The 14,252-nt window shown below is 58.6% G+C and carries 11 protein-coding genes, 2 tRNA genes and 1 pseudogene; 6 read left to right on the top strand and 8 right to left on the bottom strand.

Features of this window, described 5'->3' with window-relative positions; translation table 11 throughout:
- Nucleotides 1–215: 215 nt before the first annotated feature.
- From AOA59_RS20580 to AOA59_RS20570, 3 genes are all read right to left on the bottom strand, one after another.
- On the bottom strand, nt 216–2,648 hold the full coding sequence (locus tag AOA59_RS20580; RefSeq protein ID WP_099485575.1) for a TonB-dependent siderophore receptor: 2,433 nt from the start codon (nt 2,646–2,648) through the stop codon (nt 216–218).
- A 78-nt stretch (nt 2,649–2,726) separates the two neighbouring features.
- Nucleotides 2,727–3,710, bottom strand: coding sequence for a FecR family protein (locus AOA59_RS20575; protein ID WP_099485573.1), 984 nt, complete (start codon nt 3,708–3,710; stop codon nt 2,727–2,729).
- Nucleotides 3,711–3,717: 7 nt separating this feature from the next.
- Nucleotides 3,718–4,236 (bottom strand): sigma-70 family RNA polymerase sigma factor, encoded by a 519-nt coding sequence (locus tag AOA59_RS20570; RefSeq protein ID WP_099485572.1) that lies wholly within the window; start codon nt 4,234–4,236, stop codon nt 3,718–3,720.
- A gap of 200 nt (nt 4,237–4,436) precedes the next feature.
- Here AOA59_RS20570 and AOA59_RS20565 point away from each other — a divergent pair.
- Together AOA59_RS20565 and AOA59_RS20560 are read left to right on the top strand one after the other, a co-directional pair.
- Nucleotides 4,437–4,512 (top strand) — tRNA-Val (locus tag AOA59_RS20565).
- Between the two features lie 19 nt (nt 4,513–4,531).
- Nucleotides 4,532–4,608, top strand: a tRNA-Asp gene (locus tag AOA59_RS20560).
- A gap of 151 nt (nt 4,609–4,759) precedes the next feature.
- Here the strand turns inward: AOA59_RS20560 and AOA59_RS20555 are convergent.
- From AOA59_RS20555 to AOA59_RS20540, 4 genes and pseudogenes are all read right to left on the bottom strand, one after another.
- Complete coding sequence (locus AOA59_RS20555; RefSeq protein WP_099488896.1) at nt 4,760–6,091, bottom strand: M10 family metallopeptidase C-terminal domain-containing protein; 1,332 nt, start codon at nt 6,089–6,091, stop codon at nt 4,760–4,762.
- Nucleotides 6,092–6,365: 274 nt separating this feature from the next.
- Nucleotides 6,366–6,521 (bottom strand): annotated as a pseudogene (locus tag AOA59_RS33550) (winged helix-turn-helix domain-containing protein); the annotation flags it as partial.
- Nucleotides 6,522–6,904: 383 nt separating this feature from the next.
- On the bottom strand, nt 6,905–8,068 hold the full coding sequence (locus AOA59_RS20545) for a catalase family protein (protein WP_099488895.1): 1,164 nt from the start codon (nt 8,066–8,068) through the stop codon (nt 6,905–6,907).
- Nucleotides 8,065–9,876: a di-heme-cytochrome C peroxidase gene (locus tag AOA59_RS20540; RefSeq protein WP_099488894.1), complete on the bottom strand. Its 1,812-nt coding sequence runs from the start codon at nt 9,874–9,876 to the stop codon at nt 8,065–8,067. The genes AOA59_RS20545 and AOA59_RS20540 overlap by 4 nt, the downstream gene beginning before the upstream one ends.
- 258 nt (nt 9,877–10,134) lie before the next feature.
- Between AOA59_RS20540 and AOA59_RS20535 the strand changes: the two genes are divergently transcribed.
- From AOA59_RS20535 to AOA59_RS20520, 4 genes are all read left to right on the top strand, one after another.
- Nucleotides 10,135–10,875: an FKBP-type peptidyl-prolyl cis-trans isomerase gene (locus tag AOA59_RS20535; protein ID WP_017136377.1), complete on the top strand. Its 741-nt coding sequence runs from the start codon at nt 10,135–10,137 to the stop codon at nt 10,873–10,875.
- A 312-nt stretch (nt 10,876–11,187) separates the two neighbouring features.
- A complete protein-coding gene (locus AOA59_RS20530) occupies nt 11,188–11,643 on the top strand; it encodes a YkvA family protein (RefSeq protein WP_099488893.1) in 456 nt (151 codons plus the stop codon).
- A gap of 96 nt (nt 11,644–11,739) precedes the next feature.
- Nucleotides 11,740–12,078 (top strand): helix-turn-helix transcriptional regulator, encoded by a 339-nt coding sequence (locus tag AOA59_RS20525; RefSeq protein WP_065931760.1) that lies wholly within the window; start codon nt 11,740–11,742, stop codon nt 12,076–12,078.
- The gene (locus AOA59_RS20520) at nt 12,075–12,446 is read left to right on the top strand and encodes a hypothetical protein (protein WP_005786715.1); all 372 of its coding nucleotides are present in this window, start codon (nt 12,075–12,077) and stop codon (nt 12,444–12,446) included. Before AOA59_RS20525 ends, AOA59_RS20520 begins: the two co-directional genes overlap by 4 nt.
- Here AOA59_RS20520 and AOA59_RS20515 read toward each other — a convergent pair.
- Nucleotides 12,443–14,206, bottom strand: a complete 1,764-nt coding sequence (locus AOA59_RS20515) for a bifunctional diguanylate cyclase/phosphodiesterase (RefSeq protein WP_099488892.1) — start codon at nt 14,204–14,206, stop codon at nt 12,443–12,445. The genes AOA59_RS20520 and AOA59_RS20515 overlap by 4 nt on opposite strands.
- Nucleotides 14,207–14,252: the final 46 nt, after the last annotated feature.

Raw genomic sequence — 14,252 nt, 5'->3', positions numbered from 1 at the left:
ATGTAGTTCAGTCGGTTAGAATACCGGCCTGTCACGCCGGGGGTCGCGGGTTCGAGTCCCGTCCGCTGCGCCATATTCGGTAACCTGGAACACTGAACGCCAGGTCACCACAGAAAGCCCGCTCATTGAGCGGGCTTTTTGCTGTCCGGGGTTTGTAAAACCGAAAAAACGCCGCCGATCATTTCCGATGATCGGCGGCGTTTTTTATGGGGCGATCAGAAATCCCAACGGGTTGTCACCATCACGTTGCGCGGCTCGCCATACGCGGCGGAGTTATAGAAACCGATATTGGTGTAGTAGGACTTGTCGAAGATATTGTTGAGGTTCAGCGTCGCCGACAGGTTCTTGGTGACCTGGTAGCGGGTCATCAGGTCCACCAGCCAATAAGCGTCCTGGGAGAACTCTTCATAACCCTTGTGCGGGTTGTTGTAGATATCCTGCCAGCCCACGCTCTGCCAGCGCACGCCGCCGCCGACGGTGAGCTTGTCCAGGTTGCCCTTGAGTTTATAGGTGGTGTACAGCTTGACCTGGTCCTCGGGCTCGAAGGTGGAGATCTTCACGTCCTTGTCATCGCGCACGACCTTGTGGGTGTACCCTGCCTGCAACTGCCAGCCTGGCGCAATCTCGCCGGACACTTCCACTTCGTAGCCCTTGGTCACCGCCTTGCTGCCTTTATAAGCGTAGTTGGACGGTATCGGCGTCTGGTTGTTGTACTCGTCGTCGGAGAGCGCACGGTTGGATTCGTGGATTTCGAAGTAGGCGGCGCTGGCGTTCAGGCGGCCGTCGAGGAAGTCGGCTTTGAGGCCAAATTCCCAGTTCTGGCCCTCGTCCGGTTCAAGCAGCTTGTTCTCGCGGTCGCGGTTGTAGTTTTCCTGGGGCATGAAAATATCGGTGTAGCTGGCGTAGACCGAGTAGGTGTCGTTCAAGTCGTAAATGGCGCCCACATACGGCACGAACCGCCCGGACTCGCGGTAGCTCGGGTTATTGCCGGTGACCTGGTAGTTGACCACGCGCCCGCCCAGCAGCAGCTTGAGGTCGTCGGCGAGGTTCAAGCGCGTGGTGACATAGGCGCCGGTCTGGCGCACGGTGTCGTCGATCAGTGATTGCGCGCTGCCCCAATCCGGGATCGTGGCGTGGCCGCGCCAGTGGTTGAAGTCGACGGTATTGGTGGCCAGGTTCCAGTAACCCTTGCCTTTCCACTGCGATGCGCTGATGGAGCCGCCCAGTACCAACTCATGCTCGCGACCGCCGAGGCTGAACGGGCCGCTCACATACAGGTCGGCCGAGTCGCTGACGGTGTCACCGGTGTATTTGCCGGAGGTGAGGTTGGCGGTGCCGTCGGGCTGTGGCTGGTCGCCCTGGATCGAGCCCATCAGCGCGTGGTAGCCGTTGATCTTGTGATCGAGTTGCAGCTTGCCGACCCAGCCATTACCCAGGTCGTGTTCAAGCATGGCGAACACGGTGCGGGTGTATTGCTCCCAACTGCTCCAGTTGGCGGCGTTGTTGAACGAGCGCTTGACGCTGTTGCGTTCGCCCTGAGAGTTGATCAGCGGAAAGCTGCCGGACCACGACGAGGCGGTCGGCAACGTGTCCTGATAGTCGCCGCCCACGGTCAGCAAGGTGTCGGGTGACAGGTCGAACTCCATGATGCCGTAGTACGTCGGGCTCTTGCGCGAGTAGCGGTCCATGAACGAGCGCTTGTCTTGATAGGCCGCAACCGCTCGGCCGCGCACATTGCCGCTGTCGGTCATCGGGCCGCTCACGTCCAGTTCGCTGCGGTAGTTGTCCCACGAGCCGGCACCGAGGGTGGCATGGCCCTGGAAATCGGCGGTGGGCTTTTTGCGCACCAGGTTGATCGTCGCACCCAGTGAGCCGGCGCCGGTGAGCAGGCCGGTGGCGCCTTTGAGCACTTCTACGCGGTCGTAGATCGCCATGTCGCTGAGGGTGTTGCCCTCCGAGTAGGCGACGTTGCGCGCGGTCGAAGGAATGCCGTCGTACTGGAAGTTATTGATGGAAAAGCCGCGCGCGTAATAGTTGCTGCGCTCGGTGTCGAAGGCCGACACGGTGATGCCTGGAGTATGGCGCATCACGTCGTCGACGTTGTTCAGGCCGAAGTCATCCATGTGTTGGCGGGTGACCACGCTCACCGATTGCGGGGTCTGTTTGGGCGTCAGTATCAACCGCGTCGAGGTGGCGATCGTACCGGGCGTGTAGGAACCGGTGCCTTCGGTGACGTTACCCAGTTGGGTGGCAGTCACCTGGGTGGGGCCTAGCTCCATGGTGCCGCTGCTGGCCGTCGCAATGGCCTGCAGCGCGTACCCTTGGGAAACCTTAACGGCACGATAGCCACTGCCTTGCAGCAATCGGTCAAAGCCGTCCTGGGTGGCAAAGTTGCCCTTCAAGCCGGGGCTTTGCAGGCCTTCGAGTGCCTGGGGCTGGAACACAATCGCCACGGCGGCTTGCTGGGCAAAGCGGTTGAGCGAAGTGCCCAGCGGCCCGGCGGGAATGTCGTAGGCTTGGGCGGCGACGTTGACGGTGTCCGCCTGTGCCAGGTGAGTACTCAGGGTGGACGCGGCAAATATCGCCAGGGAAAGCGGCGCGCTTTTCAGCAGGCCAAAACGCCCGCGTGGGTCAGAAGGGGTGTGCATGGTCAGGGCAATCCTTTACGTGTCGAATTACCTTGCTTGACGGGCAACCGCGAAAAAACCGGAAGCAAATGCGAATAATTATTTATTGGGTGCTGTTTCAGGGCTTACGACCATCAGCCAGGGTGTGTAGTGGCGAACCTTGATCGGCAGGGTTTGCGCCAGCAATTGCAGGGCTTGATCGCTGTCATCCAGCGGAACGACCGCCGATACCCGCAGGTGTTGCAGGGCGGCGCGATCAAATTGCAGATAGCCGGCTCGATGGCGGGCGATTTCATTCAGTACTTCAGGCAACGGCCGGTTTTCCACCACCAACTGATGGCGACGCCAGGCTTCGTTGACGCTGGCCGGGTCGATACGGCCGCTCAGGCGCACTGCGTTCGAACTCATCAGCGCCTGCGAGCCGGCGTCCACTTCCACGGTCTCCTGGGCATTCGTGCTGTGCGCCGCCACGCGCGACTGCAACATACTCAGTACGGTCACGTCACCCTCACGCTTGACCACAAACCGCGTCCCCAGGGCACGCAAGGTGCCTTGCGGCGTCTGCACGATAAAGGGCCGTGCGCTGTCATGAGCCACTTCCACCAGGATCTCGCCTTGCAGCAGTTCAATCCGGCGCTGCTGCTGATCGAAATGCAGGTTCGCCGCGCTGATGCCGTTCAGGGTGAGTGTCGAGCCGTCCGCCAGTTGCAGGGTTTGCCACTGCCCGGGGCCGTTACGCACATCGGCCATCCACCGTTGTGGATAAGGGCTGACGAGCAGCGCCGCCGCAGGAATCGCCAGGCTGCACGCGAGCAGCAGGGCGCGTACCGCGTTTTTGCCGCGCCGCGGTTTTGGTTGAGCAAATGCTGCGTTGAGTGCCGCCCGCGCCGGTGATTTCTCCGCACGCAACGCCTGCATTCGGGTAATCACGGCCTCCATACGCGCAGCGGCTGCGGCGTATTGCGGGCCTTGTTGCTTCCAGCGCTCGAACGCCATGCGCTGGGCTTCGCTCAAGTCCCCTTCGTGCAGGCGCAGCAGCCATTGAGCGGCTTGTTCTTCGATCTGTTGGTGGGTGTCAGGCATGCGCGGGTCAGGTGTCCATGCTATGGCTGCAATGCACCAGTGCCTGGATCAGGTATTTGCGTACGGTGCGTTCCGACAGCTTGAGCTGGCGGGCGATTTGTTGTTGGGTCAGCTCTTCCAGGTAATACAGCACAAACGCCTGGCGCGAGTAGTCGTGCATGCCTTCCAGAATAAACGCGATGTGCTCAAGGGCTTCCAGGGTAGTGTGGATTTGCTCCGGCGACTGAAACCCTTCCAACGCGTCCACCGTGAGCGCCAACTCTTGCAGGTAAGCCTGCTCAATCTGCTTACGCCGCGCCTGATCGATCAGCAGGCGTCGAGCCGTTGTACTTAAATAAGCACGCGGTTCACGAATGCTTGCCACGGATTCGCGGGTATTGAGGATTCGCACAAACGTGTCCTGCGCCAGATCGGCTGCGTTCTGGCGGCAACCGAGTTTGCGCCGCAACCAACTGAGCAGCCAGCCGTGATGCTCACTGTAGAGCAGGGTTATTTCCCGTTGGAATGGCGGTTCACCCACAGACATTGGCGCGGCTCAGGGGTTATTGAGAATGGTTTTTAATTGTGCCGCCAAGCAGCGTATAAACGCAATAGACTCGCATTTGGGGGCTTGAGGCCCCGTTTTTCGGGGCGCGGAGGGCACCAAAGAAATTATTTTAAATAAATTGTATTTAAATCAAGACATTGCAGATTTTTGGTGTATTATGCCGCCCACACCGAAGCGAAGGGTGATTAGCTCAGCTGGGAGAGCGTCTGCCTTACAAGCAGAATGTCGGCGGTTCGATCCCGTCATCACCCACCATTCGTTTCAAGTGTTACGCGCAGCGGTAGTTCAGTCGGTTAGAATACCGGCCTGTCACGCCGGGGGTCGCGGGTTCGAGTCCCGTCCGCTGCGCCATATTTGGTCACCTGGAACACTGAATGCCAGGTCACCGCAAGAAGCCCGCTCATTGAGCGGGCTTTTTTTTGCCAAAAATTAAGTTAGCTCTCCAGCCTTCCTGATGGCTACGCTAGTGACACAGCATTATCTGCAGGTGTTCTACCGATTGTTATTTCTTTGTAATGATATCGCTCATTTGAACGCCATCCGCACGCACTTTGAAATCAGGCTCTGAAGGATCTGCGGGATTGTAGACGCTCCAGTACCTTACATAGGATGCTCCATCCGCTGCCTTTTGAATATCTAAGTGGGGGGTTCCGCCAGTAAATGTTCCATTGTAAAGTTTTTGGGAGAATTCACTGATATCTATTTTGTCCGTACCGCTTTTAAAGTGATGGAGGATATCGGTATCTCGGGGCGTAGAGTCCCATGAATTATTAAAAACAACCGTATTTTGGCCACTGCCCAAAATAATTGAATTGGTGACGGTGCTCGCAATAATCTTGTTGGTGCCCGAACCTGTTGCAACGTCTTCAATGTGCGTACCCCGGGTAATGGCGACGTTATTCGTGAACCCGCCAATGCTGGAGAAAGTGCCGTGATTCAAGTTGATGTGTTGATCGTGTGTATCTTTATCTGCCAGCAGCGTTTCGTGACCGTCCCCGCTGGCTATCGTAAATGTGACGGCCGTATCACTTTGAGTAATAAAGTTTGCATCGTATTCTGTATCCAGTGATTTGTCTCGGCTCTCACTATTAGCGCCGTACCTTAGTTGTAGTGCGGCCATATCATGCAGTTGGGCTCGCGTTACGTAATTGCCCTTAAAGTCGTGACCTGTTGCTGTTTCCGGCACAGAACTGAGAAGGCTGTAACCTTGAGAGTCTGTAGGGTTTGCAGGTTTATTGCTCTTATCGTCAGGATTAGGATGAGGCAAGCCCAGTGCATGCAGCAGAGCGTGAGCAAGCGCGTGGCCGCCGCGATTACGGCCGTTGGCCTTTAAATTGCGCGCATCGCCCCTGACATAGGCCTCAGCAGGTTCGTCCGGCCTATCTGGGTTATGTGGGGCGGAAGTGTTTTCCGGAAAGTTGACCTGAACCAGGTTTCTGCCGTTCGATGGGACCGGCGCGAAGTTACCAAAATTTATAGTGCCGTCAGGTTTTTCCAGTGTGCCTTTGTCATGGAATACCAAATTTGTTTCGAGGCTGATATCGATCATTTGATCAATAAGTTCCTGTTTCTGCTCGGCGCTCAGTTGTGAGTGGCCGGTGAGTCCCAGCTTTTTGAAGTAGCTGCCCGGGCCTGCAGAAAAGTCCACTTCGATATCTATTTTTCCGTTCCCGTCCTTGTCTATCCAGCGTGAAGATCGTGTGGCCAAATTATCGACACCGCTCCAGTAAGTATCAGCGGCAGGACGCGTGTCGGGGTCAATGTGCGGGCTTGGTAGATTTTCCGTCGGAGTAACGGTCGGGGGCATCATTGGAGCAGGAGGGGTAATGTTCATAATAATCACCTGGCAGCGAGCGGTATAGAATGGTTCGGTTGAACACAGCCAGTCTATGAAAAGGGTTTAGCGTTTTGGAAGATTCGAACCATTAGGAGATGTTTCTTTGCGGTAGCGCCTGTTAGTGCAGTAGGCCCTATAAGTGGGTTTGCTGATTTGGGAAAAATCCTATATCTAACGCGCGTGAGTTTAAGTTGGCCGGTCAAATAGAGCGTGTACTTTTGTCAGTGACTTTTAGTGATGCTTTGGATTGGGGCGGCGCTGAATATCCGTTCACTCCCATCAACCGATACCCCACCTGCAACTCGATAATAAAATGCTGCGGCTGCGCCGGGGCCGCCGCCAGTTTTTGCCTTAAGTGCGCCATGTGCACGCGCAAATAATGCGGGCGGTCGATGTAATCCAGCCCCCACACCTCCAGCAATAGCTGTGCGAATGAGGGCGTAGCCCAAGTAAGCGAACATCTCCCCGGCACAAATGACGGGAGATCCCCTGAAAGTCTGGGGTTCGGCTGATTTCGATGCTCAGCTTATTTGGCTTTCTTTTTCTTTTCGCTGCGGGTGGCGAGGTGTTCGAAACAAAACGCGGCGGTGCCGAAGAGCGCAATCATTGACAGGACGACCATGCCCAAAGTTGAACTTTCCACGATGACTTCCTACGGGTTTTGGAGGTAGGAAGTGACGGTAAGGTTTGAGGATTAGTTGTTCAATAGAGGCGACGTAATCGTTATGGGGAACTTCGAATTTATACGGATTTTTTATGGCCGGCTTGAAGTCGATCGTTCCCGCGCAGAGCGTGAGAACGATCATCACCTCACAAATTGCGGCTATGCCGATAATCGCTGACCGCCTCATACACCGCCTTGCGCAACCGGTTAATCCCGCCAATCGGCCGATGCGCCCCCAGCCCGAACCACGGGTTGAACGACTGATTATCACAGGCAAGATTCAACGCGGGCGTATCAAAATCCTGCGCAGGAATTCGTACTTTGGCCACGGTCTCATACGCCGCATCACTTTCTTTCCATTCGATACTGGTATCTTCGATCGGCATGAACTTCTGAGGGTTCTGCCGCTGAATCTGCAACACGAAACACGCGGGCACGCGGTCGGTGGACAGCTGCTGGTTCAGCGCACTGCGCAGAAAGTTCGGCAGGTCCTGATTCTGCTTGGGCAGCACATACTCAGGGCAACTCTGTGGGTCAGGCGCTACACGAAACTTGGCATTTGCCGCGCCAAATTTGTAGGGCGAAACTGAAAAATACGTCGTTTGCGTCGGGCTCGCCGGTGCGGGCGCCAGGGTGGCCAGGGCGATAAACAGGTGACGCACTTGCCAACTGCGCGGGTCGGCCTTGGGGAAGAACGCCAGCACCTTTTTGCCGTCAGCCTGAGCGCCGATGTTCTGCGCGTATTCGGCCACATCACTGACAAAAAAGTTCGGGTGGCTGAACATCACGAAGTCTTGTTCGGTGCGCGTTTGTTGGTCGGCCATCAACTGTTTGCCCGGCACATCCAGCAGTTTGATCGCCATGCCCCGCGCATCGCGGATGCTGTCGAACTGCGGGTAGGCGTTGCCGTTGGACAAGCGCATCTGCGCCTGCCAGGTCTTGCCAGGTTCAGCGAACACGCCTTGGCGCAGCGCCGGGTCGAGGTCCGCCAGCACACTGACTTCGGCCTTGACACAGCCGTGGGCCTTGGCATGCGCGTCACGCAGGTAGCGCGTGCCTTCGCGATGCTGATCGACGATGCGCACCGCGGTCTGGATGATGCCTTGGGTCATGGCTGCTTCACCGGGCGGGATCTGTTCATCCAGCGACACCGGGCCGCTGTGTTGCCAGGCGAACCAGGCCGTGGCGATCAGCCAGCCCAACAGCCCCAAACCCAGCAGCCACAGCAGGGTTTTACCGAGGAAGGCGCCCAGGCGCAGCCAGAGGCGTGCGAGCAGCGAACGTTGGTTGTATTGAGATCGGATAATCATGGCAGTGTTTGCTCCAGCGGGCCGCCCAGCACTTTTAGGTATTCCAGCAGCGCCCAGCGTTCCTGCGGCAGCAGGCCACGGCCGATCACGCCGTTGCCACGCTTGCCATCACGGAATTCGTGACCGCTGTTGTGGTTGCCGGTGATTTTTGTATCGAACAAAAATGCGTTGTTGAACGCAGCCGTTTCAAAGCCCAGATGACGCGGGTCGTAATTGAACGTGCCTTTGTAGAAGGTGGTGCTGCGTTCGTCCTGGGGCGAGAGCAATTGGTAGATCGTCGGCACCGAGCCGTTGTGCAGGAACGGTGGCGTTGCCCACACACCGGCCAGCGGCCGGGCCTTGTAGGCGCGTAATTCACGCACGCCGATGGGCAGGCCGAAACCGTCCAGGCCGGGGCGCTCGGCCGGGGTCACACCGGCGGCGCGGTAGGCGTGTGCTTCGACGAAGGCGGTGACGTAGGCCAGGCCCTGGGCCACGGAGAGGTTGTGCAGGTCCAGCGGTGCGGTGGGTGTTGGGTGCAGCTCGACATTGAGCCTGGCCAGTTCGGCCGGGTCCCACTGCAGGGCGCTGAGGTCATAGCGTTGCTCGGCGATGTTGTTGGCGGTGCCGGGGTCGGTGCCGATGTAATCCACGGGCAGCATTTTCAGTTGCTGCACCGGGCGGCCGTTTTCCTGGGTGACTGCAGGCACATGGCAGCCGGCGCAGTTCTCGGCGAACAGCGCACGGCCTTGGGCGGCGAGGGGCTTGTCGATGGCGCCGAACAAGTCTTGCGGCCAGGTCGGCGGCTTGAGGCGTTGCAGGGTTTCTTCGATCCGGTTGAGGTCGCGCACGCGCACGCTGGAAGGGTAGCGGGCATCGCCCTGAAGGGGTTGGCCGGCTGCGTCGAAAAAGTCCAGGGTCGCACCCACGCCCAAGGCCTCGCCGATGTTACGTGCCATGGGCTGCTGGGCCGAGCCGTTCCATTGCACCCAGTCGAAGGTCCAGATATCCCACAGATGCGGGTAGTCCACCGGCGCATTGGCGACCCGGTAGTTGGACGGCGAGATGGCGTCGCCAAAGCTGGCGTTGGCGATACGGCCAAACGCGTCAGTGCGGCCCGGACCTTCTTCGGTGGGGTAGAGGCCGCGGTGTGTGTCGTTCCAGGCGACTTTGAGGAACTGATTCAGCGACTGTTTGAAGTCCTGACGCAGTTGTTGCTTGCTGTGGTCGTCATAGTCGTGGCCGAGCACGTTGTGGGCGAAGCGATCGAACTTCCAGGGCAAGTAGTAGGTGGCGGCAAGGCTGGCCACCAAGGCCTGGCCAAAACTGCCACCGCGCAAGGTCGGTACGCTGGACGGCAGCACATGCTGGGCCGAGCCACCGTCGATGCGCAGCGCCTGGTTTTTGAAGTGCAGCTCGCCGGTGTGGCAGGCGGCGCAGGTGATGTCCAGGTATTGCACCTCGCTGTCTGCGTTCTGGTGCCGGGCGAAGCCTACGGGCAGGTTGCCGGGGTTTTGTGCGCTGGGCACTTGCTTGGGATCGACCAGAAAACCGAAGCGTGCGAGGTAGTCGGGCGTGGCAAAACGCTGGTCCGAAAACGGCAGTTCGAGGGCGGTGAACCAGTCGTAATGCAGGCCTTTTACTTGGGTGCCCTGGGGCGTGAAGTAGTAGGTCTGGCGATCGGCCTCGCTCCATTGTTCCTGATAGTGCACCTGCTCCACGGGCACGTAATCCGGCAGCTTGGGGTTGAGGGTGTAATAGAGCACCACGGCCAGCAGCAGGCCCAGGGCGAGCAGTATCAGGAGTAAAACACGGGAAAAAATGCGCAAGATGGCTATCCTTGTCTCGGCCTTGTCGAGTTGTAGGGTTCTTATGCCATTGCATCACGGGTGCGGCAAGTGGCCAGCAGCCTGGTTGCGAATGGTCCCGCGATCCTTCGCGGGCCCCTATAATGAATGAAAATGCTTTTAAACACGTGAACTTATCAGAAGTTTCCTGCTCAGATGCCGGTAGCCATTGGTCGTGGCCGCCTGATAAGCTCGCGACTTTACTCGAATGCCCTTTTGGCGCACGAACAAGGAAATAGCATGAAACAGCATCGGTTGGCGGCGGCGGTGGCCCTGGTTAGCCTGGTACTTGCGGGTTGTGATTCGCAGACCAGCGTAGAGCTGAAAACCCCGGCGCAGAAAGCTTCCTACGGCATCGGCCTGAACATGGGCAAAAGCCTTGCTCAAGAAGGCATGGATGACCTGGACTCCAAAGCGGTAGCCCAAGGCATCGAAGATGCCGTCGGCAAGAAAGAACAGAAGCTGAAGGACGACGAACTGGTTGAAGCGTTTGCCGCACTGCAAAAGCGTGCTGAAGAACGCATGACCAAAATGAGCGAAGAGTCGGCAGCCGCCGGCAAAAAATTCCTCGAAGACAACGCCAAGAAAGACGGCGTAGTCACCACCGCTTCCGGTCTGCAATACAAGATCGTGAAGAAGGCCGATGGCGCTCAGCCCAAGCCGACCGACGTAGTGACTGTTCACTACACCGGCAAGCTCACCAACGGCACCACCTTTGACAGCTCCGTTGATCGCGGCAGCCCGATTGACCTGCCGGTCAGCGGCGTGATCCCGGGTTGGGTCGAAGGCCTGCAACTGATGCACGTGGGCGAGAAGGTCGAGTTGTACATCCCGTCCGACCTGGCCTACGGCGCACAGAGCCCGAGCCCGGCGATTCCAGCCAACTCCGTGCTGGTTTTCGACCTGGAGCTGCTGGCGATCAAGGACCCAGCCAAGGCTGAAGCCCCTGACGCACCTGCGGCCCCAGCTGCCAAGAAGTAATCGGCACCTGAACACACAACGCCCCGTTTTTACGGGGCGTTGTTGTTTCTGGCGTTTGCTGATCTGCGCCTTTGCAAATCCAATCGAACATCCCCAACCTGTAACAGTCTGATATAAGACTCGAGCACGGGTAGCCGCACATCCATGCCAAGTCAATGAATTATTGGGTTTTTTTCATGTGCGCAAAAAACGCCCGATCTGACTGCAAGCCTTGTAGCCCGTGGCTTTCAGCCGATAAAACAGGCTCTGTTCACAAGGTTATCCACAATTTGTGTGGATAACCTTTTATGTCGCCTGGAACTGGAGTGACCGATGAAACCACCCTTCAACTTCACCCGCTTCCTGCCCATGGCCGCGCGCTTGCTCGGCCGTGGGCGCTTGCCGACCCTGCTGTTTGCCGTGGCCGCCAAAGGGTCAAGCCAGGGCAACCGGCTGGGTAAACTCAAGGATGATCTCAAATTGCTCCAGGCCCTGTGCCTGGCGTACTGGCGCGGTGAGTACCGAGCCATCAGCCCCAAGGCGCTGATCTCGGTAGTGGCGGGGCTGATGTACTTTCTCAGCCCGATTGACGCGATCCCGGACTTTATCCCGATGTTCGGCATGCTCGATGACATTGCCGTGTTGGCATGGGTCATGAAGACCCTGGACGGCGAACTGAGCGCGTTTCGCGCCTGGCGGGATGCCCAGCGCCCGGAAAAACTCGCCGTGGTTGAGCGGCTGCCTGCGACGCCTGCGCTGCTGGCCGAGGAAAGCCCGCAAAAAAACTGAACACGCTTATATCCCCCTGCGACCTTTGTGGCTGTTAGGATTACACTTCTAAGGAAAGTACTTACTTAGTAAGTGTTGTTATCCTACGGGGCAGTCATGGATATTCAGATAATTTCACGCGATGGCGCACCCGAGTATGCGGTGTTGCCATGGGACCAGTACCAGGCGCTACTAAAAGCTGCCGGTCAGCAACAGCCTGTAGCCACCCCTTCTTCTACTACTCAGGTCGCGCCCGATCAGGCTTTGCGCCCGCTCGCGGACCTGCGCGGCCTGCGTGAGGCCAAGGGTTTGGCCATTGAAAGCCTGGCCCGAACCGTGGGCATCAGCCCTTCGTACCTCGGATTGATTGAAAGTGGTGAACGCCAGCCGGATGCCGCCATACGCCGCAGCCTGGCCTGGGAATTGGGCGTTGCAGGTTGGAGGGATGAATCTTGAGTCTACGAATCAGTCGTCAACACTGGGATGGGTTACTCAACGAACTGGACCAGGCACGCCGGCAGCGCCATTTGCTCACCTACCGCGCGCTGCTGGAGCGCCTGCAATTTCCCACGCCGGCCATGCAAACCCTGGCCGCTGCCCTTGAGCACCTGGCGGCGCTGGACGCCAAGGCCGAGCAGCCTTTGCGCAGCTCGCTGGTGATCAGCCAGGGCGCCAGCCGCTTGCCGCGTACCGGTTTCTTTGAATGTGTGGAGCGCCTGGGGCGCTTCAGCGGGCCGTCCGACGGTGTGGCTGCTGCGTCCTGGCACGCTTCGGAAGTGGTGCGGGTGTTCGAGTACGAGTACCCGGAGTCCGCCGAGGCCTAAGCGTGCAGGCTGTCCATGCTGTCGATCACATGGATGCTGTAACCGGCAATGTCTTTTGCCTGGTGCTTGGCTTGCGAGGCCAGCTCCGCCAGCTGGCTGGCATCCAGGTGTGCACAAGCCTGTGGATATAAATGCACCACGCCGATCGACAACGACAGCAAGGCGAATTCCTGGCGCGCGCCCTGGCGGTTCAACGCCACGAAGCAACCAGCGTCCAAGTGCTCGGCGCGGTAGAAACGTCGGCATTGGGTGTGGAAGTCATCCAGTAACTGGTTGAGCCGCTTGCGCCAATCCTGCGGGCCCAGCACCAGCAAAAAATCATCGCCGCCAATATGCCCGACAAAGTCGCGGCTGGGGTCGACCCGATCGTTCAGGCACTGAGCCAGGCACAACAACACCTCATCCCCACGCCCGTAGCCGTAGATATCGTTGAACGGCTTGAAGCTGTCGATATCCACGTAGCAGATCACCGACTCGCGCTGTTGTTGCAGCAACCGCGTCAAGCACTGCTGAATCGGCACGTTGCCCGGCAGCAGCGTCAGCGGGTTGGCATACCGCGCCTGCTGGATCTTCAGCTCAGTGATCAACTTGAGCACATCGATCACCCGACCCAGGCCCAGGTAGTCACCGTTGAGGGTGATGATGAAGTCTTCCTCGATGCGTTGCCGCGCACGGCTGGTGAGCAGGCGGCTGACCTGTTGCAGGGATTGGCTCAACTCCACCGCCAGGAAGTCATCGCTCATCAAGCGACTGATGGGTTTGCGTGCGAACAGGTCGGTGGCGAACGGCTTGAGCAGCGCATCCGACAGCGAATGCCGGTGCACGATGCCGACCGGGTGACCGCGCCTATCCAGCACGGCCAGGGAGTTGAGGTTGGCCTGACGGCGGAAGGATTCGAGCACCTGGGCGGTGGCGGTGTCCTGATCCACCGCCGGTTGTTCGTTGAGCAAGGCGCTGAGGTCGCTGCCTTCTTCGCTGAGGGTGATATGGGTGTGGTCCTGCTTGGGCAGCATCAGGCGCGCTTCCTGGGGCGGTTGTTCCTGGGGGCGACAAAGCAGGTAGCCCTGGACCAGATCAACACCCATTTCGGTCAGCACCGCCAACTCCTCCGGCAACTCGATACCTTCGGCAATCACCTGGGCGCGGGATGCCTTGGCGATTTGCAGGATGGAGCCGACAAACTCGCGCTTGAGCGCATCCTGATGGATGCCGTCGATAAAGTGCCGGTCGATTTTCACGTAGTCCGGGCGCAGTTCCGACCACAAGCGCAGGCTCGAATACCCGGCGCCCAAGTCATCCAGGGCGATGGCAAACCCCATGTCGCGGTAATGGTGCAACGCGGTTTGCAACAGGTCGAAATCGTCGGTGGGTGTTTGCTCGGTGAGTTCGATCACCACCTGGCTTGGCGGGATGCCGAAGTCGCGCAACAACTGCAAGGTGCGGCCCGGTTGATGCGCCGTCTCCATCAAGGACTCCGGCGAGATATTCAGGAACAGCTTGCCCGGCAGCTTTTGCTCGCTGAAGCGTCGGCAGGCGCTTTCGCGGCAGGCCATTTCCAGCTCGCTGAGGCGCCCGGCATGGCTGGCCACGCTGAACAGGGCGACGGGGGAGTGCAAGGGGCTGTTTGACGGGCCACGGCTGAGCGCTTCGTAGCCGAGGATACGCCGTTCGGACAGGCAAATGATCGGTTGGAACAGGCTGTGTAAACTGCCTTGAGCCAGGATTGAGCCCAATGCATTCAGCTGTTCGGTCATGGTCATGGCGATCTCGATCGAAAAAAAAGGACCGCAGGCTTAACGCCTGCGG

Source organism: Pseudomonas sp. 2822-15 (assembly GCF_002742515.1).
Taxonomy (GTDB): Bacteria; Pseudomonadota; Gammaproteobacteria; order Pseudomonadales; family Pseudomonadaceae; genus Aquipseudomonas; species Aquipseudomonas salomonii.
This window is presented reverse-complemented; position numbering and strand designations above follow the sequence as displayed.